This window comes from Paraliobacillus sp. X-1268 (genome assembly GCF_003426095.1).
GTDB classification, from domain to species: domain Bacteria; phylum Bacillota; class Bacilli; order Bacillales; family Amphibacillaceae; genus Paraliobacillus_A; species Paraliobacillus_A zengyii.
Genome location: NZ_QJSK01000022.1, coordinates 18070 through 39399 on the forward strand (window position 1 = coordinate 18070; position 21330 = coordinate 39399).

Here is a 21330-nt window from a genome sequence, read left to right on the forward strand (position 1 = left end):
AAATTAATAAGGTGGGTCACTAACATGACAAAGAGCAATAAAAAGGAATTGTCACTAGAACAACGTGAAGAAATACTGAGCATACTGAAAGATCGGTTTGAGAAAAATATGGATCGTCATAAAGATCTTGAATGGGAGAAAATTCATGCGAAGCTGAATGCTAATATTGAAAAGCTCTGGTCGCTCAATGAAATGGAAGCAACTGGCGGTGAAGTCGATGTTGTTGGGTATGATAAAAGTAAGGATGCATATATCTTTTTTGATTGTGCAGTAGAAAGTCCTAAAGGTCGCAGAAGTGTTTGTTACGACCTTGAAGCCCTGAAGGCAAGGAAAAAATACAAACCCGAAAATAACGCTATTGAGATGGCAAATGCCATGGGGATAGAACTTTTGACTGAGGAAGAATATAGGGAGTTACAGAAACTTGGAAATTTCGATATGAAAACTTCTAGCTGGGTGCAAACACCTGCGAATATTAGAAAACTTGGCGGAGCTATCTTTTGTGATCGACGTTATGACACTGTCTTTATGTACCACAATGGCGCAGATTCCTACTATGGTGCAAGGGGTTTCCGTGGCTCACTAAAGGTTTAAATTTTGTGTAAATAGATAAAATTAAAATGGAAATCCTCCTAATACTGATGTAAGAAGCGTCATAATTTGGAACGAAATCCTTTATAATCGAGTAACAGCCAAAGAGGAGTTATGGAAATGATAGAATGTATTGTGGAGAATGAAAATGATGCACGAATAGCAGAAGAATTAGGGGTTGATAGACTCGAGCTAGTCTCAGCTATTCAGTTGGGTGGTTTAACTCCATCGTATGGAACAATTAAAACAACGCTAAAAAATGTGCGAGTTCCGGTTCAAGTTATGATCAGGCCGCACAACTATGGTTTTATTTATAGTCCAGCCGATAAGGAAGCAATGAAGGAAGATATTGCTATGTTATACGGTATGGGCCATTACCGAATTGTGATTGGGGCACTTGATCAGCATAAAAAAATAGATACAGATTTTCTTACTGACATATTTAAAGAATTTCCAGATCTAAATGTAACATTTCATCGAGCATTTGATGAAGTTGAAGATCAATTGGAAGCTTATCAAACATTAGTGACTTATCGGAATAATATTAAGAGAATATTAACTTCCGGTGGTGCAGATAGTTGTGTGGAAGGCATTGGCTCGTTACAAAAATTAGTTCAATTCCAACAGCAAGTAAATGGTCCGACAATACTGCCAGGAAGTGGTGTGAAATTAGACAATTTGCCAGCATTGCATGATGCAATAGGAGCTGATGAATACCATTTTGGTAGCGGTGTTAGAAAACAGCATTCATTTGAAGCAGGTTTTGATGAGACGGTCATTGAAGGCATTAAGGGGGTACTATCTGGTAGATAAATATATGCAGTTGTTAATTATAACACTGCTCATGTTATAATTAACAACTTAAGCTAATGATAATGGAACGGACGCCAAGAAAAGCCTCCGTCTAGTAAAATATGGAGGTGTAAGAGAATGAATAAACGATGGACAATTGATAAAATTAAGACATTTGTTGAGAACAATTCAGATAATAAGTTGTTAACAACGGAATATCAGGGTTTTTCTCAAAATTTACTATTTACATGTGCTTGTGGTAACAATTTCGAAAAAAACTTCACTAAATTCAAAAATAAAAATCAACGTAAATGTGACGTATGTCAACCGCCAAAAGCGCCACGCTAAACGAATAGCTAATAAAGAAGTACCGATTTCTATTAATTAGAAGTTGGTACTTTTTTATGATAGGAGTAATAAGTTAAATGTAGAATAAGAGGGTGGAATTATTTAAAGTAGAATACTGAGAGAGCTTAATAAGATAAAAGAATTTATATAGCATTCAAATTATATAATATATGATAGGAAAATATTCTTATAATGCTATATGGTTATTCTCTCGAACATAGATACATCCATCTAAGTAATATTAACTGTTTTAGAAAAAAGAGTTGTGATACATTATCTCTTTAGATATTCTTACTTAAGCGGGTTTATTTAATAAAATGCAAGAAAAAACAAATAGAAAGGATAGATTATTACCATTAGATATAGGATCATTTTAAAAAAGGAAGTGATAGAATGAATAAAAAAATTTGGTCTTTATTTGTATTTTTATTAATTATTCTTTCAGGCTGTAGCCTTTTAAGTGCTACAGATCCTGAATTCTCGAGAGAAAAATATGATGAATGGTATGAAAAAGAACAGTATGACTTAGCTTTAGAAGATGTCAATCAACGATTGGAAAGATACCCTGAAGATCCAATACTGTATAATGAGAAAGGGTATGCTCTAAATTTTATCGGGCAATATGAAGAAGCCATCCAATCACTAAACAAAGCAATTGAACTGGATAACCAAATGGATGGTGCATTTAATAACATGGCTTTGTCATTAAATGAACTAGGCGAATACGAACAAGCCATTGTTGCTGCACAAAAAGCAATAGATATTAGTGATAAGGAACCAGAGCAATTTATTAACATGGGAAATGCTCATTATATGCTTGAAAGATATGAAAAAGCGCTAGATTATTATAATAAAGCCTTAGCAATTGATGATAGTGCACCTTATGCTCTATATGGAAAGGGCGTTTCGCTTTACTACTTATACGAAGATGAAAAAGGAATCCCTTATTTAGTACAATATATAAAGACATATCCCGAAGATATCGACGCATTATGGTATCTGGTCTACCTCCATGATTCGTTAGGGGAATATAGTGATACGATTCCTTATTTAAACAAGATTATGGAGCTTGAGTCAGAACAATCTTTAAATGCTTTAGATTATAAAGGCTTAATGCTTACATATGCAGGTAATTTTAAAGAAGCTGAGGAAGTCTATAACACTTTTATTGAGCAATTTCCAAATGAAGCAATTGGATATTACGGAAAAGGTGTGGCACTTGTGCAACAAGGAGAGATTGATCACGGATTGGAGGAATTAACTAGATCGATAGAATTAGATAATACATTGAGGGATACAGCATACAATGATCCACTATTATCCACCATTTATGATGATGAGACATTTATTGAGTTGACAGAATATTAATTAAAGTAAATTATTTCTTATTGTACTAAGGTCACGTTTGTTGAATGCATAGTACAAAAATTGAATAGGTTATGCTTAATTGGACAATAAAGTTAAGTTCATAACTTATTTCAAATACAAACTAAAATTAAAGGGAAAGGGTAAATTCTTTGAATCTAAAATAGATACGTATATTGCTTGGTGTCAAAATGCAAATATAAAAGACATATGGTTCAATTCTCATTTGATCAAGAATGAGATCGTAAGAAAATCATATGCCTCGGCTATTTCACGTCATTAAAAGCAAATTTTGGATCATTTAAATATTCCTTTCTAATAAATGGATGAGGGAATACATTTCGAAAGTAACGACCTTTTACTTTATCCTTGTAATTATTAATGAGAGGAGACTTTTTCATTAACTCATCCTATTTTATTTTCTCCTGTTTACGTATTTAAATAGAAAATGTAAAGTGAAATAAATTATAATGAAATTTAAATAGATAAGGAAGATCTCCGCACCCCAAATTGTTCTCCCTTTAGAAAATAGATTAGGAATAATAAATGTAGCGCCATTCTCACTATATAAAGTGAGAAAATGAAACGGAAAACCATATGAATAAGCATACTTCCATGTGTGTAGATGTGTAGGGGACATATCTGGAATTACTACTGTAAACAGAACAATTAATATAAAAGTAATTAAAAGGATTAATTTATTATACTTCTTACCCCAACCTTTCTTTTTATAGAGAAGACAAGTAATAATAAATGCAGCAATTATTGCAATCGACCTATATATTTCAGCAGTTAAACCAATCATTAATAAAATAAGGTCAGTTATAAAGCCTAAAATGAGCATAAGTATAGTAAATATTAAGATAAACCGAAGTGATTCCCAAACTATCTTCATTTCTTCTCCCCCTAAGATAATGATTCCTAATTTTAATTCAACAACTCATGTAACCGTATTCTATCATATATTTGTATTTTTTTGTATAAAATTTCCTGTTATAATTAAGTTAGTTATTAGGATGCAATCAATTAATAAGTATGATTGTAAAGAGCTAAAGAGAAGGAGAATCCGAATGGAAAGTCAGAAAGAATTAGAAAAACATATGTATTCTTTAGAAACGGCTTTACTAAAGGGCGAGGTTCGTAAATCTGCTGTACGATTAAACGAGTTAATAGCAGATGATTTTATTGAATATTCAAGCACAGGGAAAATCTATAATAAAGAAAATATATTGAACCGTTTACCAAGTGAAGATAATCCTCGAATTACCATGAGTAATTTTCAATTGAGATACCTTTCACCGACAGCTGTCCTTACTACCTTTAAAGTATATATAGAAAGTAAACAAAAGTACTCTTTAAGAAGTTCAGTCTGGAAATTAAATAATGGAAAATGGCAAATGACCTTTCCTCAAGGGACTATCACAGGCAGCTAAAACAACAGAACACTTAAACAGATTTAATAAGTCGTGAGAAATAGTAAATCCCACGACTTGAAGTTTACTTTAATATCGATAAGCACCTTCACATGTATCTGGAAGGGGTTCATAATAACAATGTTGTTTATACTGTCCTGTAAGTGGTTGACCGTACCATGTTGGAGGACATTCACCATAAGGATTGAAATACCAAAGCGCATACTTGGAAGGATGTTCTCGCCAATATTTCAAAGTTTGTTCGGCCAATCTTTTTTCTACTCCTCTTGCTCTATTGTAAAAAACATTTCCTTTTTGCACTGCTTCAAATGAATAATTTCCACCCTGAATTTGAAAAATCACATCACGTATGTTCCTTAAATCTTTAAAGTCTAAACAATCAGCTTTTGCTCGATTTACAATTACATTGCCAACCATAAGCATTCCTTGTTTCCCTTCACCCTCGGCTTCAGCTCGCATCATCCTTGCGATTAAATCAACGTCACTGTCTGTATATTTTACTCTTGTCACTTTTTATCACCTCTATAAGAATTATATTTCACTGGAACACTAATAGTCTCTCTGTTTTAGCATATGAAACCACCTAGAAAACCGTACCAGAATTTATCCGCAAGAGCCTGTAATAAAACAAAACGTAAGCCTTTACATTATCTTGATAAAATGATATATTAAAATCAAAGATTATATATTAACTTATGGATTGTTACTGATTAGCAGGCAAAACCTAAGGTGCTTTGAGTAGTTGGAAGTAATTTCTTCTGATTTCTTAAGTAACTTAGGTTTTTTTATTGCCATAAGTTTATATATAATATATTCACTTATTTCATCACATAATAGGTGAAAGCTTGTAGATCAAATAATTTTATGAGGTGATAAAAATGTCAAACGTATTTCCAAAAGGATTTTTATGGGGTGGCGCTACTGCTGCTAACCAATTTGAAGGCGGATTTCATGAAGGCGGTAAAGGACTTAATTTAGCAGATGTACTACCTGGCGGGAAAGAAGCCAGAATCAAGCTGTTATCAGATACAGGGTTTGATTTCGAAATGGATAAAACCAAATATACTTATCCGAATCACGAGGGTATTGATTTTTATCACCGTTATAAGGAAGATATTGCTTTATTTGCAGAAATGGGATTCAAAACATTTCGTATGAGTATTGCTTGGTCTCGTATTTTTCCAAATGGTGACGAATTAGAGCCAAGTGAAGAAGGTTTAGCATTCTATGATCGTGTCTTTGACGAACTTGCAAAACATAATATTGAGCCATTAGTTACGATAGCACACTATGAAACACCACTACATTTAATAAAAGAATACGGTGGATGGAGAAATCGTAAACTGGTTGAATTCTTTGAGCGTTATGTAACGGTTCTTTTCAATCGCTACAAAGATAAAGTGAAATATTGGTTAACATTTAATGAAATAAACGGTGCTACACACATGCCGTTACTTGGACTAGGTTTTTCACCTGAAAACGAAGAAACACGTCTTCAAGATAGCTTCCAAGGACTTCATCATCAGTTTGTCGCAAGTGCAAAAGCAGTACAATTAGCACATGAAATTATTCCTGAATCACAGGTTGGTTGTATGCTGATCTATGCACCAGTTTATGCGTATGATTCTAATCCAGAGAATGTTACGTTTGCACAGGAAGAAGCACGTATATTCAATAATTTCTGTGGAGATGTACACGTTCGCGGTGAATATCCTAGCTTTATCAATCGTTATTTTGAAGAAAATGAGATAAAATTGGATATCCAAGATGGAGACTTAGAGTTAATTAAAGAAGGTACAGTAGATTTCATTTCATTCAGTTACTACATGTCTCGTACTGATAAGAAAAACAAAACACCTGAAGAAATCGGTCAAGGGAATTTAATTGGTGGTGTTAAGAATCCATTCTTAAAAGCAAGTGATTGGGGATGGGAAATTGATCCAGAAGGCCTTCGTATTGCGTTAAATGAATTATATGGCCGTTATCAAGTACCGCTATTTATCGTAGAAAACGGATTAGGTGCTTATGATAAGGTTGAAGAAGATGGATCGATCAACGATGATTATCGTATCGACTATTTACGTGGACACATTAGTGCAATGCGCGAAGCGATTAAAGATGGCGTCGAAGTGATGGGTTATACATCATGGGGATGTATCGATTTAGTAAGTGCATCTTCCGGTGAGATGTCTAAACGTTACGGTTTCATTTATGTAGACAAGCATGATGATGGCAGTGGATCGTTAGAACGCAGTAGAAAAAAATCATTCTTCTGGTATCAAAATGTAATTGCTACAAATGGAGAAGAACTGTAAGTCAGATGTTAAAATAGATTTAACTATAAAGTACCTGTTACTTCCAATAGTGGAGTAACAGGTACTTTTTCATATGGGAATTCACGAAAAAACAAACATTTGTTCTTTCGTATTGTTTTTTTATGGTATAATTTAGAAGGATAATGTTCTGTTAAGGAGAGGTCGGCTAACCCCACTTGAGAGGGGGTGATGCCTATGGGTATGTATGAGAGTTTTAGGCTGCTGTTTGGTTTTGGCACCTTCTTGATTGCACTACTCGCATTGATCGTAACGTTGATCAATAGAAAATAGACCTCCCTATTTACCCACAAGTGATTAGGAGAGGTCTATCCGAAATAACGATAGCCGATCCCCTGGGGGAACCGCTTATCTATAAAACACAGTTAGCGCTGTGGTTTATTAGTATAGGATTATCTTACTGAAATTATAACATATAGAATTTAAGATGGAAATATAAAGGTAGATGATAGTTAAAATGGACCTCACCTAAAAATAGACTTTCAAATGACAGGTTTGTCTGAAATGAGTTGAATTGCGGTGAGACCGATTTCTCTGGTGGAGCAGCATGATTAATTTATAAAATTACAATTTGATTCTTTCCTTTGTCTTTCGCAGCATATAAAGCTCTGTCTACTTTATCAAGCATCGCTCTCATGTCTAATTCATTTGAAAATGACGCACCACCAATCGATACATCAACTTTTATTGGATAGGTAATGTCCTCCTGAATCTTGATCTTATTGATATTCATAATAATTCTTTTTGCTATACAATCTAACGCTTCATTCGAAGTTTCGGGTAAAATAATGGCAAACTCATCTCCACCTATACGAGCACATGTATCAGAATCACGGATAGTTTCTAAAAATACTACCGAAATTTCCTTTAACACGAGGTCGCCTACCGTATGTCCATAAGTATCATTTAAATACTTAAAGTCATCAATATCAATATACAATACAGACAACGGACTATTATTACGGTTAGATCGTTTCATTTCTATTTGAAATTCTTTATCAAAATACCTTCTATTATATAAATTAGTTAGAGAATCAGTATGTACACGTTTTTTTAGCTGCATTTCCATCAGCTTCTGTTTTGTTATATCAATATGTCGTATTACAATTCCTTCGATATCATATTCATTTTTTTTCATTCTTGTTGCTTGCATGTTAAACCAGCGTTTGAAATCTGGAGAATGACATGGATATTCATGCGTGAACTCATCAATTTCACCATTAATAATTGCCTCTAATCCTTTCAATACTGTTGTATTTTCTTTAGAAACCTGCATATAATTTGTTCCGACACCAAGTGCAGACAAATTTCCATTATTATTTTTAGCAAAATTCAGCCATTCATCGTTAGTTTGAATAATGTTGCCAGAATAATCAATCAAACATATCTGATCTTTTATAGAATTCAAGATAGAAGAACTAATTTCAATATCCATTCAATATACCCCTTTTCGCTTTTCCTATTAAATGAGGATTAAGTCCCGAAACACATCCTCAGCCTACCTTGATATTCTATAAAGCTACTTTTATGATATTACCCTGGATCGTAGGTTTAAAACACTATTTTTCATTTTATCTCTAGTTAATTTAACCTATAAGAGAGGTTTCTAATAAGGATACCTTGTTTTTGGTGACCAATTTTGCTAGAAGATATACAATAGAAAGAAGAAGCGTAAGAGGGGGTATTTAAATGAGTGAGCGAGCACCAATTGTAATCGTTGGCGCGGGGATGTCTGGAATCATGGCTGCACGAACATTAAAGGAAAAAGGCTATCAGGACATTTTACTTGTCGAAAAGAGCCGAAGTGTCGGCGGTAGAATGGCAACACGTAGAATTGAAAAAGGAAAAATCGATCACGGTGCACAGTTTTTTACAGTGCGAACTAAAAAATTCCAGACATTTGTTGACGAATGGATAGAAAATGCTAACGTGAAGCATTGGTTTGGCGATGATTATTACCGGTATATGAGTGTTGATGGTATGAATGCTTTTGCTAAAAAGCTAGCAGAGGATATTTCAGTACGTCTACAAAAAAGAATTACGGAAATTAAGAAAAATGCGACTGGATACATCCTTACAACAGATGAGGGTGAGGCGATTAATGCCAGTGCTGTTATTGTAACAGCGCCAGCTCCACGGGCGAAGACATTACTTGAGAATGATAACTTAAAAGTAGATGCGAAAGTTTTACAGAAGCTTGATGAGATTGTCTTCCAGCCATGTTTGGTCGGTTTATTTCATTTGCAACAGCACACAAATTTACCGAATAGTGGTCATCTTGATTCGGAACTTCCAGAAGGTGTCATGCGCCTCGTTGATCATAAGAAAAAAGGGATCTCGGAAATTCCAACTATCAGCGTCTATATGACTGGTGAATGGAGTAAAGCACACTATCAACTAGGAGATGAAGCGGTTTTAGAAAAGATAAAGCAGATAACAAGTGCGTATATTAATTTTGATTCTGCACTATCAAGTCAACTAAAAAAGTGGCATTACGCAGAGGCAGTTCAATTCTTACGCCAGCCTTTTCTGAATACAAATCTGGAATATCCCTTATTAGTAGCGGGTGATGCTTTCTTACATTCTCAAGACCCAGCGAACCGAACACGTTTAGAAAGTGCATTTATTTCAGGAATTACGGTAGGCGAAGAACTAGTAAAATTACTTAAATAAGGATTATGATGGACACATTTAAGGGTAAATAAAATGGAATGTGTTCTTATCCTTCGATAATGAGATATGTTATGATAATAAAGAATGCATGCTTAAAGTGGATGGCTACGCTCTAAAATGGTAATAGGAGAATTCAATATGCTAATTCAATGTACGAAAAAGCTTTTAACTGAATTAAAGTTAAAGCCAACACCAGCTACAGAAGAAGAACCGTTATTTTCTTGGCATGCTAATATGTTGACAGTGAATCGTAGGAAGACACTTGTACTGATGAATGATAGTAATCGATATGTTATGGTGCTTTATGGATTAAAGGCAAAGGATTTCAAAAAAATAGATGAGTTGATCGTGCAAGCTATTCGTGAAATATATAAAGAAGAGAACATAAAGGAAGAAGTTATTGAGGTGTTTCTTGCCCAGTCTAAAGAAATTACTTTTACTTCGACAAAAAATAGACAAAGCGTTGCTAGACTAAATAAAGCGTGTGAGAATGTCTACGTTATGGAAAGTGACCTAGATCAAAATTCGATGTATCAGGTTGCTTTAAGTAAGCAGGCAAGTCGTCTGATTGTTGGAAAAGGAAATAATGAGTATGTAAAACCAAATGAGGCATTATATAGTGACTTGGAAGGGTTGACAAAGGGATCGATTTTTAATTCAGAAGCGATTGTTCTTAAAGTGACATTGGAACTGGAGAATACTTCTATTTGGCGTCGAATCGTCGTTCCGAAGCACATGACTTTCCCTAATTTACATACGACACTACAAAGAACATTTAATTGGCATGATTATCACCTGCATAACTTCACTATTTTCGCAGGTAAACCGTTTGATCCGGACAGAATGAAAGCAAAGGAAAATCGAAAACCGGTTGCAAGAATTGTTTGCGATGAAGAGTTTCTGGAATATGATTCCGATATCCCTGAAAAATTGGAAACTGGGGAAAGGATAGCAGATTATCTTCCAGCTGAAATACTATACATCTATGACTTTGGCGATGATTGGCAACACAGAATTGTTGTTGAAGATTTTATCAATGACTATGATAAAAATCATCCTACATGTGTAGCAGGTGAAGGAAATGCTCCACCTGAAGATGTAGGTGGAGAGCCTGGATATGAAGAGTTTTTAGAAATTATTAAAGATCCAACTTACCCAGATCATCAAAATATGCAACGCTGGGGAATAAGCCAAGGATACGAAGAATTTGATATTAATATGACAAATAGAAGATTGAAGTATATTTAGGAGAGTAAAATCACACAAGTTTAGAAGGTATCTGGTATTTCAAATGGACAAATGTCTTATTTAAATACTAGATACCTTTTTAAAATCTATCGTTTAACTAATAAAGTAATCTTTATAATAAATTACTGTTATAACGAGTGCTACTATGGTGTACACAATTGCAGTATAGAATGGTACAGTAGGGTTAAATGTTTGTTTTTCCTTTTCTATCTTTATCCCAGTTTGGGCTTGCGTGCTCATTCTAACACTCGTAGAGCCCATTCCTCCGGTTGAATTCATGAACCGTACAATTCCCACAAATAAAATACCCATTAAAAAAGAATAGTCAATAAATTTACCAACAAATAAAACTGCGACTCCCCAATTTAGAAGTAACATTACACAAACAGTTACAATCGACCAAATAATATGCTTTCCTATTGTAATCGCCTCCAATAAGTACGCTCTTTTTTTATATCCTTATTTACTTAACGAGTTTCCCAACTAAAGGTTTCAAATTTTCAAAGATTCGTATTCGTAAATTCAAGCATTCTAAAGTACCTAAGTTTTATTTTTTACAGTTCTCATTTGAATAATCTAAAGTAAAATCATCTATTATATAGGAAATATTACATAATTTGTAGTTCTGTATAACTAGTCTTTAATAACTATTTATTGCTTTGCTTGATAAGTTGAATTACAATTATAAAAAACGATGATTTGACATTTAACTACAAAATACGATAAAAAGAGTGAATTAATTTGACTACACTACAACAAAACTATAAATGGTTTATTATTCTAGCGGGATGCAGTGTCTTTTTTTTGCATCCTGTCTTTACGGCTTCATTAGATATCAATGAGTGGAAAGAATGGAGATTAATTATATTTCTAATCGCTTCTTTGCTAATAGCCTGTCGTTATATTATTGTGTTGCCACCCGACGGTAATAGATTTAGTTTGGATTCATCTATTTACATCGCTTCTATTTTTGTTTTTGGGATTAACATGACATTATTGCTTTTATTTTGTAGCAGTTTAGTTAATGATGTTAGACAACGTCACACAAAGTGGAATATTCAAGTATTCAATTTTGCTACATATACGATAATGATTAGTACTTCCTATTATGTCTTCATTTTAACTGGGGGAAAACTGGGCTATATTGACATAGAAAGTTCTGTCTCATACCTATTAGCTATTATTAGTTACAGTCTAGTGAATATTATAATAGTTGGATGTTATTTCCTGACTAGATCTGAGGACCGATTCTATTCGTTATTAAAAGATATTATAATTGAAGCAATGCGAAATTATCTAATAATATCTACATTAGCTTTCGTACTGATTTCCTTATTAGAGTTATACCCTATACTTGGATTAGTGCTATTTACAACCATGATAGTAGTGTTTTCATTCGTTCTTAAAAAATATTTCGAGTTATATGAACAAGTCTATAATGATAAGATATATATAGATCAAATCATGCGTGCATTAACAATTGGTATTTTAACACTTAATGATGAAACGGGAGAAATCATACTTAATGATGCTGCTTCCAGAATGCTAAAGAAGAGTAAAGATGAAATAAGAGATCTTCTTTTGTCCGATACTAAAATATCTCAAAGTAATTCATTTTGGGATATTCTACGTAATGAAAAAAATATCCTTAATAAAAAAGTACTTTATAAGACAGAAAAGGAAACATATGTATTGTTAGTTTCGCAGACAGAACTTATTAATCACTCGAATGAAGTAAGTGCGCGAGTCTTTCAATTTTTAGATATAACGGAAAGTGAAGCTATTGAAAAACGTATGTATCAATCAGAAAAGCTTGCGATGCTTGGGGAGTTATCTGCAGGTGCAGCACACGAAATCCGTAATCCATTAACAATTATTAAAGGATTTATGACGCTTATGAACAGTTCTCTTTCTGAAAAAGAACAAGAGAAGTTCCATGTTTCCTTTATGGTGAATGAATTAGATCGCATTAATTACATCGTAGAGGATATGCTTAAACTTGCAAAACCTACTGAACCAGAAGTGAAAGAAACAAATATAAAAGAAATGATTGAGACGTTTATTAACAATTACAAGGATTCTAATGAAGCGGATAACATAAAATTTGATCTGTTGCTTGATGCCGAACAGGTAAAGGTTGATCATAAACAGTTACAGCAAGTATTCTACAATCTAATTCGAAATAGTACGGAATCAATGGGGCAAGTAGGCCTAATCCGAATGTTTTCAAAAGTGAAACATGGGCAGTATCATCTATATATTGAGGATAATGGGAGTGGCATTTCTGATGAACTACAGGAGTCCATATTTAAACCATTTATGACAAATAAAGATACAGGAACTGGGTTAGGTCTTCCAATTATTAAACGCATTATTGAGTCGCACCAGGGCGAAATTTCACTGGAGTCAAGCTCAGAAAATGGGACAACATTTCTAATAACATTACCAATAGCAACTTAAATAAGGAAGCAGGAGACCATTCTCTGCTTCCTTCAGACTTTTCCACACAAGGGTAGGCATTTCATTCCGATAATATTCCCAGTCCCCCCACTTACTGCATTATTTTGAAAATACGTTGTTGCTTTCAGTTTAACAATAGAGTATTGTCCATTATCTGCTAGTAATTCACTTACAAAATATAAATTTTCAATTAATTTAAAAAGCTTTATCAAAAATATGGTACTCAAAACATGTGTGTGATAACGCTGTTTAGAGGATATTTAATAGTACTTAACGAATAGTAGTAGATAAGTATATCGAAGCGCTTTAGATTATAAATATAAGTGAGGTCATAGGTAATGGATAAAAGAATACAAGAATTAATTGATCGTACGAAAATAAAATTCAGTTTAGATAACTACTACTTACAAAATTATAGTCTGAATCGTAATGTCGATATTTTTAATGCTACGAGTTATACACTGTTGATGGAGTGGTTTCCAAAGCATATAACGGAATTAGAGGATGATGATTCAAATCCTGATGGTACAGCAGTTATTGAGATTGATGTAAACACACATAAATTCAACCGTGTTATTTTTGTCATGGGTAAAACGTACGCAAATAACGGGATTTCATTTGCTAATCTTGATACAAAAGCAATTATTAAATGGATTGAACAGGAAACGGGACTTATCTATGGGAAGCAATTTCAACTAGATAAAGAGGAAGATGGAAAACTATATTTTAAAGAAGGAATTGATGGTGTTGCGGTTTCAACTGCTGGATATATTGACATTAAATATAACAAGGAAGGTCAGCTGATCTTCTTTGCTGTTGATGGACAATTTTCTTCAAAAGAGATGATTAAAGAAGAAACGTACACGCTAACCCTTAAAGAAGTAAAGCATTTAGCGATGGAACAATTGAAGTTGGTTGAATTCCCTGCTGATGAACAACAAAAACCTATTCCGGTATATGCGGTGGAAGAAATTTATAATACAAATGATGGAACAACAACGATTCCATTTAAATTCATAGTGGATGTAAGGTCTTATTTGAAAATAGATAAAGCAATATTTTGGAACGATCCAATTGATAAGCCATTTGATATGAAAGAGATTAGTTTGACTGAGGATGATATATCAGTAGAACAAGCATTTTCGCGGGAACCATCTCCTGCTTCTTTCCCAATTACAAAGGAAGAGGAAGAAAAATGTCTGCTGGCAGTCGAGAAATTATCACGCCAGGAGTATCCTGATGACACTGGAAAGTGGATACTTAAAACATTAAATCGAGACCAAGGTTACATTCATGCAGTAGTAAGAGCTGAGCCTCAGGACAATCCTCTCTTTTTATTTCAAAGAAAACTAGTGATTATAATTGATGCGAAGAGCCTTCAAGCAATTAATTATATCGATAACAAACCATTGTTGGAGATGTATACTGATCAATTTCAAGCAACTGATAAAGTAACGCTCACACAAGAAGAAGCATTTGAGAAAATAGAAGAATTGTTTGAGCTAAAACCTTATTATGTCTATGATTTTGAACAAAAGAAATATCTTTTATGTGGAAAATTAGATTGTCAATATGGTGTGCATGCTGGAAGTGGTAAAGTCATTTCTTTAAGTGACTTGTAGTTTGGTTGATTGTATTCCAAAGTGATGCAGGCCTAAAGAATATGAAATAGGTATGGCATAAAAAAGAAAGAGGTGTTAAATGAACAGGATTTCTCAAAGATTACTAGAGAAGTGGATTAAAGTTCCATGCTCCATTAGGCTGTTTGTATTGAATTTTATAATAATATTCTTTATCCTTCATTTAATAATTGCAGGATTGAAATCACTATTCGAATTATCTATAGATTTTCCAGAAAAATAATTAACACAATTTTTATAGCTTAAAACTTTCACTGTCAACAAATTTTTTTGTTTACATCGCGCAAAAAATGAAGAGGTGGAATAGTGGGGACTGAACTTACGTTTATAGTTAGTACTTTTAAGAGGACAATAATTCATTTGTGCTCTTTTTTAATACGTCATCTTGTGGAATAATATGTATGGTGATGGTATATATGATAAGATGCAAAAATTACATTAAAATTCTTGTGTTATTTCTATTAATATTTTCCCCCCAAATTGCACCCGTTAACTTATATGGTGCTGTTTTGTTTTTCGAAACTTTCAAATAAACAAATTAGAAGCGATGTGAAACGTTTACTGTTAGTTTAACGTAAAAAGATTGTAAGTTTATATAAAGGTGGATTTAATTTATGAAAGAAAAAGATTGTGAAAAGTGCGGGGAGAAAATGATAGAATGTTATGCTGACCAGGGATTAAAGGGAATATTGGTTAAAAACCCACAAGGAGAGACGTTATTTAAGAATAAAAAACATACTCGTATTAATCCTTATGTATGCGTAAATTGTGGCTACGTAGAGTGGTATGCCCGAAATCCTAAAGACTTAATATAAAACCATTTATCTACAGTCAGGAGGAAGGGTTTTAATTTGAGATTTGGCATAAAAGATGTTCAGAAAACGGTAATTATTAGCTTGGGATGGTTAGTTACCATCACAATAATTGTTGCCATTGCATTCAAAAATATAGAAGTATCTACGTACCAATTATTTTACATATGTTTATCAATGGAATAAATCTAGTGGCTGTAAATCTTATGTTTTAGATGGAGATTAGTAAGAATAATAGAATGCTAGAAATACCTTATCGTGGTAGAGAGGAGAGATTAAATTGCTGCAAGGAAAGAGACTGCAAATAGCCATAGGGACATGTGGAACGCTTTTTGTTGTTTTTGCTATGCTTACTATTAATGAGGAACTCCTATCAGTTCCTTTCTTGCAATATTTATTAGGGTTTATAGCTATAAGCCTGTTACTGACAGGAATATCAGAGTTCCGCAAGAATAATAAGAAAACAGGTGTTTTTTTAAGTTTTATGTCTTTATTTATAATTGGAATTATTTTGTTTAATAACTCCATAACGATAAAGGGATTCATTCCGCTAATCGTTTTAGGTGTATTTGCAACTATCCCTTTTGTTATCTTTTATCTTGTTACCCACTTTTTAAAGGATAAAAGCAGGTTATGAACAGGCAGGAAGGAAGGGAGAATTTGAATGAGTAGATTGCTTGTCCTGTTTTTGGCAGGATTTATTGGATTATCACTTCGGTATATGGTTTATGGGGAGTTCGAGCAAAAACAATTGCTTATCCTGCTCTTGTTTCCAGTCGGAGCTATCGTGATTTTATGTATCATGAAATGGCAATATAACAAGGATCGGGATTTCGAACCTGAAAAACAGGATAAATATATGATGACTCGGATGGGAGACAGAGTGTCCAAAACAAATAAGCAGATGTACAATAGTCAGGAGTATATTGGTTCCTATCGGCGTTTTTACAATGGTTGGTGGAAACGTGTTGTGGCAGATATCATGGATAACCCTGGTCAATGGTATCTGAATCTTTCTTTCTCCCTAAAAAATGGTGATACTATTACCTTCAGAGGAAAGAAAGAAAATAAAATAAAAGGCAATAATGAATGGATTATTTATCAAAATGATATTCATATTGGCACGGCTCGAACTGATTTTTCTTGGAAGAACGCTACAAAGCTACGGGAAAGTCTTTTTCTTGAATATGATAATAATACTTATTATTTCAAGTCATTTGGGATTGGCTCCAAAACAGAGATTACGTTGAATGATTCCATTATAGCGACAGGGGAAAGAATAAGAGGTTCTGTTTATGAATTGATGATAGATATTCCAGATAACAACAAGGCGGAAATATTATTTATGAGTTATATTTTATTTAACTACCAGTTTGGACAGTGAAACTTTACTAAAATGCAATCTTTGTTGCAATAGTGATACTGTTCAAGGGGCTTATACTCAAAATACAGAAAGACTAATAGCATCTGGTTCGTTGCTTAGTGAAAATGTGGAACAATGTACTTACAGTAACTAGTGCTATAGTAAAAGAAGGACTTGTCGCTTCTATAGATCCTATATTCTTATTCAAGTAAAAGGGTTGGTTAACGCAATACGAAAGCACACATCATTTAATAAAATAGATGTGTGCTTTTGAATTGTTTATGTACTTTTATTTTTTGAGATAAATAATAAAATCTGCGTAATGATAGCCAGAATAGGTAATTCCAATAATGGACCAATGACTAATGTTAAGGCTATTAAAGGTTGGTCTGGAAATGCAGTCATAGCAATTGCTAAAGCGATTGGCGAATTCCTTGCTAAAGTTGTTAAGCTTAAACTTGTTCTGTCGGAGTTCGCAAAATTCATAAGCTGTCCAATTTTCTGACCAACGAAGAAATTTATTATAAAGTATAAAAGAATAGGAATGGTAATTTGCCACAGTAAATCTAAATTATTTAGCAGTAATTGACCTTGTGAAGCAAACATAGCAACAATTGCGAGACTCAGAAAAATTATCGGCATTACGCTGAGATTGGATATAAGATTTTCTCTTAACTGTTGTTTGTTTCTCAAGAACATTTTTGTTAGAAACGCTAAAACTAATGGTATGAATAGTACAATTAAGATACTTTCCACTAGAAATGAAAGCTCTATAACACCCGTTGTTCCGCCAAAAATAAGAAGATAAATAGGTAGCAAAATGACTTGTAGGATTAAATTGAGAGGTAAGATTGCAGTTGATAACGCAACATTTCCTTTTGCTATCCCTGTAAATATCAAGTACCAGTCAGTGCAGGGTGTAACCACGAGCATAATAAATCCAATGTACAACGACGGGTTATCGCCTAAAAACATCATTGCTAGCAGCAATGCTAAGATAGGTGTCCAAACGAAATTTATGATGACCGAAGTGTATGTAAACTTGATGTTTTTAAAAGCTTTTTTTATTTCTTCAATAGGGATTTGTAAGAAAGTAATATAAAGCATTGCTGCTAATAAAGGAACAATAAAACTTTCGGCATTTTCTCTTATTAGTTCTATTTGTCCTATACCTATACCAATAATTACTGATAAGAAAATAATAAGAGTATATAGTTTTTCGAATAAGTTCATTCTGTATCACACCCTGAAAAGAATAATATAATACACACTCATTTTATCACAACTCTTGACTGCTTATTAAAGTAACTGGTGACAATAGTGCAACAAAAGATCGTCAATTGAGGCGATGTTTTTTGTTCATGAACGAATTATTGGAGTATTATGTTAAAATTAGTATGTGAACAGATGTATTTAAAGTTACAGGTAGTAATGTTTTACAATAGACTGCTAAATAGGGAGATCAATATAATGATTGTAAGGGAAATAAAAACATCTGATGCAGAGAATTTAGCAGTGCTTATAAAAGAAGTTGAAGGAAGTTCTCAATATATGCTTTGGGAAGAAGGGGAAAGAAATATTCAACCAGAGAATCAACTAAAGATGATTGAGAGTATGAAGAATAACGATAATTCTACTATACTTGTTGCTGAAGATGGAAATATGTTAGTTGGATACTTGCTGGTTATTGGTGGGAATGCAAGGAGAAATAGACACTCTGGTTATATTGTGATTGGAATATTAAAAGATTTTAGAGGAAAAGGTGTTGGAACTCTGTTGTTGGAAGAATTAGAACAATGGGCATTTAAACATAACCTACGTCGATTAGAATTAACGGTAATCACTCGTAATGAAGCTGGTTTGTCCCTATATAAAAAGATGGGGTTTCAAATCGAAGGCACAAAAAGAGATTCATTATTTATTGATGGCGAATACCTTGATGAATACTATATGTCAAAACTTTTATAATGTCATATATTTACCAGGTGCAATAGTTTAACAAGGGATCGTCGATTAGGACGATCCTATTCTTATTTGAAGAATTATTGGAATTTTATGTTAGAATAAATACGTGAATTAATGTACTTAAAAGGTAGGTTAGTGAAAGGTTTTACATTAGATTAGGGGGATCTGAAAGTGAGTGAAGCACAAAAGGTTATAAAAATCACAAGTTATACCATAATGGCTTTGTTAATACTAGGTGCCTTTCAGATGATTTTTGATGAAAATCATAAAAATGACTACTTAGGTGGGTTATTTTTGATAGCCTTTTGGCTAGTTAACTGTATATATACTTTTTATAGTGATATAAAAGAAGGTAAAAAGATGTTTGCTTTATTCAATATACTTTTAGCAATTGTTGCTTTCAGTATTTTATGGTCATATAGTATCAACATGATATTTCACTAAACCCACTAATAGAAGCTCATTTCTTATTGCAATTAAGGGTATAAAGTCTTAAGAAAAGGTTTGATTTTCGCTCCAGCATTAAGAAGGGATTTTTAATTTTTTATAGAATAGTAATAAATAACAGTAAATAGAAAGGAGAAATGTAATGCTTAAAAAAGGATGGACTTTTTTTCCATTGCTGGTGTATTACTTATTATTTCAATTCTACTGTTGAGTCAAGGATTAGCACTATACAACGGTCATTTAAGTGGCGAAATAAGTCATCATTTTTTAGGTGTTAAATTCGCAGAAGGGGTTACATCACAAAATATATCTCAATACGGGTCTACTCTTTTGATTTTATCTGTAATTACTATATCAACCGCTTTCTTCTGTTACCGCAAATTTTTAAAATTGGTGCCTGTTTTAAGCTAATCCAACCGTCTTTGGCGGTTTTATTTTTTTGCCCTTGTTCAATTATAGGCTGCTTTACTTCAATAAGGAATGGCCACCCTTGTTCGACTAACTGGCAGGATAGTGACATAAGAAAGTCAATACTATAGATAACAACTGTACAAAACAAAAAAGTTACCTTTCAGTAACTTGAATTATTTATAATTTTATTTATAGTTATTAATCCAATCAATCAAGTCATCATAGTTGCTTGAGAATCTTATATTTTTTTTAGTATTAGATTGGTTAAAGTGATCTAAAATATCTCCCTCATCTAATAAAAATGCAATGGCAATGGTATTTTCTAATATGCCATTCGAGAAAAATTTGTCTTTCCACAATTTTTGAACTGCGAAATGTTCTGGCGTATAACCTTTACGATTTACTAATAACTTAAATTTTTTGCCTTGGTTAATAAATACATTACATGTTTGCTCAAAAGAATCAAACCACATACTTACATCTGCAGTAGAGATATAGCCTGTCAAATTAGTAATAATCATATCTTTCGAAATAGATGTACACGTATTATTAACATTCAAACAAAGTTCAACTCCTTATAAGTATTATAAACCGGATATTAGATAGTGGCATAGGTTATTGCCGAACAGTTTTAAACTTTTGTTCACCACTATAACTAATTTATCAGCACTTCTGCATTAAGAACAAGTTTGTGAAAAAATACACTTAAACAAAAGGGTGCGTTTCTACAATGAGTGGAGACGTATTTTTTTACTAACGGAGCAGGTTAGTTGAACAAGATTTTTTTTATGTATGATAAATACCAGGTATCAATACCAGGTATATAATTCATAAAACGAGGTGATTATTCTATGTTCAAATCCAAAACAGTATGATAGATTCGCATGTTCCAGGAAAGAATCATTAGCGTGTTTTGGGGGAATACATTATTTTCAAATGTATTCGAACTTTTTAGAAGTCTTTTGAAATAATCGTTTTTTTAAGTATAGTGTGAAGAATTAAAAGGAGTGTTGATTATGCCACGTAGAGTTGTAGTAACTGGATATGGAGTAGTTTCACCGTTAGGAAATAGCGTAGAAGAGTTTTGGAATAATATTAAAGAAGGTAAATCAGGAATCAAAAAAATTCAATCTGATGACTTCAAAGATATAGGCACTCAAATTGGTGGTTTTATTACCGACTTTAATGCAGAGCAATATCTCGATAAAAAAGAATTAGGGAAATATGATTTGTTTGTGCAATATGGTTATGCTGCTTCTAAACAAGCCTTAGACCAAGCAAATATTGATGTAGATAATATAAATAAGGAGCGATTCGGGGTATTGTGACTGCTAAACTAGAGTAGACAGTTATTGCTGAATAAGAAGAAACACTTATTACCCAAATATACCAGTAAAATAAAATACTCTGCCATTGTATGATGTTTAATATCTATCAATAACACATCAA

Annotated in this window: 24 protein-coding genes; 18 read left to right on the top strand and 6 right to left on the bottom strand. The window is 33.1% G+C overall.

All coding sequences use genetic code 11. From position 1 onward, the window contains the following. Positions 1–24: 24 nt before the first annotated feature. The 4 genes from D2K62_RS16280 (at position 25) to D2K62_RS16295 (ending at position 3099) form a co-directional block, all read left to right on the top strand. Entirely contained in the window at positions 25–594 is a 570-nt protein-coding gene (locus D2K62_RS16280) for a DUF4256 domain-containing protein (RefSeq protein ID WP_117161770.1), read from the top strand. A gap of 117 nt (positions 595–711) precedes the next feature. Next, positions 712–1404 carry a copper homeostasis protein CutC gene (locus D2K62_RS16285; protein WP_112180272.1) on the top strand — a complete coding sequence of 231 codons (693 nt, stop codon included), beginning with the start codon at positions 712–714 and terminating at the stop codon, positions 1402–1404. Positions 1405–1521: 117 nt separating this feature from the next. Further along, positions 1522–1731 (top strand): hypothetical protein, encoded by a 210-nt coding sequence (locus tag D2K62_RS16290; RefSeq protein ID WP_112180273.1) that lies wholly within the window; start codon positions 1522–1524, stop codon positions 1729–1731. Between the two features lie 393 nt (positions 1732–2124). Further along, positions 2125–3099 carry a tetratricopeptide repeat protein gene (locus D2K62_RS16295; RefSeq protein ID WP_112180274.1) on the top strand — a complete coding sequence of 325 codons (975 nt, stop codon included), beginning with the start codon at positions 2125–2127 and terminating at the stop codon, positions 3097–3099. A gap of 412 nt (positions 3100–3511) precedes the next feature. Here D2K62_RS16295 and D2K62_RS16300 read toward each other — a convergent pair whose 3' ends face one another. Then, positions 3512–3991, bottom strand: coding sequence for a hypothetical protein (locus tag D2K62_RS16300; protein WP_157967899.1), 480 nt, complete (start codon positions 3989–3991; stop codon positions 3512–3514). Between the two features lie 175 nt (positions 3992–4166). Between D2K62_RS16300 and D2K62_RS18820 the strand changes: the two genes are divergently transcribed. Further along, entirely contained in the window at positions 4167–4529 is a 363-nt protein-coding gene (locus tag D2K62_RS18820) for a nuclear transport factor 2 family protein (protein WP_157967900.1), read from the top strand. A 69-nt stretch (positions 4530–4598) separates the two neighbouring features. On the opposite strand, the gene D2K62_RS16310 is transcribed toward D2K62_RS18820, so the two are convergent. After that, positions 4599–5039, bottom strand: coding sequence for a cell wall hydrolase (locus tag D2K62_RS16310; protein ID WP_112180277.1), 441 nt, complete (start codon positions 5037–5039; stop codon positions 4599–4601). A gap of 368 nt (positions 5040–5407) precedes the next feature. Here D2K62_RS16310 and D2K62_RS16315 point away from each other — a divergent pair, with 368 nt between their 5' ends. Both D2K62_RS16315 and D2K62_RS16320 read left to right on the top strand, forming a co-directional pair. After that, positions 5408–6844 carry a glycoside hydrolase family 1 protein gene (locus D2K62_RS16315; protein WP_117161773.1) on the top strand — a complete coding sequence of 479 codons (1437 nt, stop codon included), beginning with the start codon at positions 5408–5410 and terminating at the stop codon, positions 6842–6844. Positions 6845–7045: 201 nt separating this feature from the next. After that, a complete protein-coding gene (locus D2K62_RS16320; protein ID WP_232828038.1) occupies positions 7046–7135 on the top strand; it encodes a putative holin-like toxin in 90 nt (29 codons plus the stop codon). 283 nt (positions 7136–7418) lie between these two features. Here the strand turns inward: D2K62_RS16320 and D2K62_RS16325 are convergent, their stop codons facing one another. Next, a complete protein-coding gene (locus D2K62_RS16325) occupies positions 7419–8297 on the bottom strand; it encodes a GGDEF domain-containing protein (protein ID WP_117149095.1) in 879 nt (292 codons plus the stop codon). 254 nt (positions 8298–8551) lie between these two features. Here D2K62_RS16325 and D2K62_RS16330 point away from each other — a divergent pair, with 254 nt between their 5' ends. Then, on the top strand, positions 8552–9535 hold the full coding sequence (locus tag D2K62_RS16330; protein WP_117161775.1) for an NAD(P)/FAD-dependent oxidoreductase: 984 nt from the start codon (positions 8552–8554) through the stop codon (positions 9533–9535). 138 nt (positions 9536–9673) lie between these two features. Then, positions 9674–10783, top strand: coding sequence for a plasmid pRiA4b ORF-3 family protein (locus tag D2K62_RS16335; RefSeq protein WP_117161776.1), 1110 nt, complete (start codon positions 9674–9676; stop codon positions 10781–10783). A gap of 93 nt (positions 10784–10876) precedes the next feature. Here the strand turns inward: D2K62_RS16335 and D2K62_RS16340 are convergent, their stop codons facing one another. Next, positions 10877–11218: a hypothetical protein gene (locus D2K62_RS16340; protein ID WP_232828036.1), complete on the bottom strand. Its 342-nt coding sequence runs from the start codon at positions 11216–11218 to the stop codon at positions 10877–10879. 306 nt (positions 11219–11524) lie between these two features. Here D2K62_RS16340 and D2K62_RS16345 point away from each other — a divergent pair, with 306 nt between their 5' ends. From D2K62_RS16345 to D2K62_RS16370, 6 genes are all read left to right on the top strand, one after another. Beyond that, positions 11525–13243, top strand: a complete 1719-nt coding sequence (locus D2K62_RS16345) for a two-component system sensor histidine kinase NtrB (RefSeq protein WP_112180285.1) — start codon at positions 11525–11527, stop codon at positions 13241–13243. A gap of 338 nt (positions 13244–13581) precedes the next feature. Beyond that, the gene (locus D2K62_RS16355) at positions 13582–14865 is read left to right on the top strand and encodes a hypothetical protein (protein ID WP_117149097.1); all 1284 of its coding nucleotides are present in this window, start codon (positions 13582–13584) and stop codon (positions 14863–14865) included. 632 nt (positions 14866–15497) lie between these two features. Beyond that, positions 15498–15698 carry a hypothetical protein gene (locus tag D2K62_RS16360; RefSeq protein ID WP_117161777.1) on the top strand — a complete coding sequence of 67 codons (201 nt, stop codon included), beginning with the start codon at positions 15498–15500 and terminating at the stop codon, positions 15696–15698. Positions 15699–15734: 36 nt separating this feature from the next. Further along, positions 15735–15881 carry a hypothetical protein gene (locus D2K62_RS18825; RefSeq protein WP_157967901.1) on the top strand — a complete coding sequence of 49 codons (147 nt, stop codon included), beginning with the start codon at positions 15735–15737 and terminating at the stop codon, positions 15879–15881. A gap of 94 nt (positions 15882–15975) precedes the next feature. Further along, complete coding sequence (locus tag D2K62_RS16365; protein ID WP_117161778.1) at positions 15976–16332, top strand: DUF3953 domain-containing protein; 357 nt, start codon at positions 15976–15978, stop codon at positions 16330–16332. Between the two features lie 27 nt (positions 16333–16359). Further along, on the top strand, positions 16360–17079 hold the full coding sequence (locus D2K62_RS16370) for a tubby C-terminal domain-like protein (protein WP_117161779.1): 720 nt from the start codon (positions 16360–16362) through the stop codon (positions 17077–17079). 258 nt (positions 17080–17337) lie between these two features. Here D2K62_RS16370 and D2K62_RS16375 read toward each other — a convergent pair whose 3' ends face one another. Then, a complete protein-coding gene (locus D2K62_RS16375) occupies positions 17338–18291 on the bottom strand; it encodes an arsenic resistance protein (RefSeq protein WP_117161780.1) in 954 nt (317 codons plus the stop codon). Positions 18292–18528: 237 nt separating this feature from the next. Here D2K62_RS16375 and D2K62_RS16380 point away from each other — a divergent pair, with 237 nt between their 5' ends. Next, on the top strand, positions 18529–19026 hold the full coding sequence (locus D2K62_RS16380; RefSeq protein ID WP_117161781.1) for a GNAT family N-acetyltransferase: 498 nt from the start codon (positions 18529–18531) through the stop codon (positions 19024–19026). 168 nt (positions 19027–19194) lie between these two features. Continuing rightward, positions 19195–19467 carry a hypothetical protein gene (locus D2K62_RS16385; RefSeq protein WP_117161782.1) on the top strand — a complete coding sequence of 91 codons (273 nt, stop codon included), beginning with the start codon at positions 19195–19197 and terminating at the stop codon, positions 19465–19467. 599 nt (positions 19468–20066) lie between these two features. On the opposite strand, the gene D2K62_RS16395 is transcribed toward D2K62_RS16385, so the two are convergent. Beyond that, positions 20067–20441, bottom strand: a complete 375-nt coding sequence (locus D2K62_RS16395) for an STAS/SEC14 domain-containing protein (protein WP_232828037.1) — start codon at positions 20439–20441, stop codon at positions 20067–20069. Between the two features lie 456 nt (positions 20442–20897). Between D2K62_RS16395 and D2K62_RS16400 the strand changes: the two genes are divergently transcribed. After that, entirely contained in the window at positions 20898–21209 is a 312-nt protein-coding gene (locus tag D2K62_RS16400) for a beta-ketoacyl synthase N-terminal-like domain-containing protein (RefSeq protein WP_117161784.1), read from the top strand. Positions 21210–21330 lie beyond the last annotated feature (121 nt).

Bases quoted from the DNA above. Each gene is read 5' to 3' on its own strand.
- D2K62_RS16335 (WP_117161776.1), top strand. From the start codon at position 9,674: ATGCTAATTCAATGTACGAAAAAGCTTTTAACTGAATTAAAGTTAAAG.
- D2K62_RS16285 (WP_112180272.1), top strand. From the start codon at position 712: ATGATAGAATGTATTGTGGAGAATGAAAATGATGCACGAATAGCAGAA.
- D2K62_RS16375 (WP_117161780.1), bottom strand. From the start codon at position 18,291: ATGAACTTATTCGAAAAACTATATACTCTTATTATTTTCTTATCAGTA.
- D2K62_RS16380 (WP_117161781.1), top strand. From the start codon at position 18,529: ATGATTGTAAGGGAAATAAAAACATCTGATGCAGAGAATTTAGCAGTG.
- D2K62_RS16330 (WP_117161775.1), top strand. From the start codon at position 8,552: ATGAGTGAGCGAGCACCAATTGTAATCGTTGGCGCGGGGATGTCTGGA.
- D2K62_RS16320 (WP_232828038.1), top strand. From the start codon at position 7,046: ATGTATGAGAGTTTTAGGCTGCTGTTTGGTTTTGGCACCTTCTTGATT.
- D2K62_RS16300 (WP_157967899.1), bottom strand. From the start codon at position 3,991: ATGAAGATAGTTTGGGAATCACTTCGGTTTATCTTAATATTTACTATA.
- D2K62_RS16325 (WP_117149095.1), bottom strand. From the start codon at position 8,297: ATGGATATTGAAATTAGTTCTTCTATCTTGAATTCTATAAAAGATCAG.
- D2K62_RS16400 (WP_117161784.1), top strand. From the start codon at position 20,898: ATGCCACGTAGAGTTGTAGTAACTGGATATGGAGTAGTTTCACCGTTA.
- D2K62_RS16355 (WP_117149097.1), top strand. From the start codon at position 13,582: ATGGATAAAAGAATACAAGAATTAATTGATCGTACGAAAATAAAATTC.
- D2K62_RS16360 (WP_117161777.1), top strand. From the start codon at position 15,498: ATGAAAGAAAAAGATTGTGAAAAGTGCGGGGAGAAAATGATAGAATGT.
- D2K62_RS16315 (WP_117161773.1), top strand. From the start codon at position 5,408: ATGTCAAACGTATTTCCAAAAGGATTTTTATGGGGTGGCGCTACTGCT.
- D2K62_RS16280 (WP_117161770.1), top strand. From the start codon at position 25: ATGACAAAGAGCAATAAAAAGGAATTGTCACTAGAACAACGTGAAGAA.
- D2K62_RS16295 (WP_112180274.1), top strand. From the start codon at position 2,125: ATGAATAAAAAAATTTGGTCTTTATTTGTATTTTTATTAATTATTCTT.
- D2K62_RS16290 (WP_112180273.1), top strand. From the start codon at position 1,522: ATGAATAAACGATGGACAATTGATAAAATTAAGACATTTGTTGAGAAC.
- D2K62_RS18820 (WP_157967900.1), top strand. From the start codon at position 4,167: ATGGAAAGTCAGAAAGAATTAGAAAAACATATGTATTCTTTAGAAACG.
- D2K62_RS16370 (WP_117161779.1), top strand. From the start codon at position 16,360: ATGAGTAGATTGCTTGTCCTGTTTTTGGCAGGATTTATTGGATTATCA.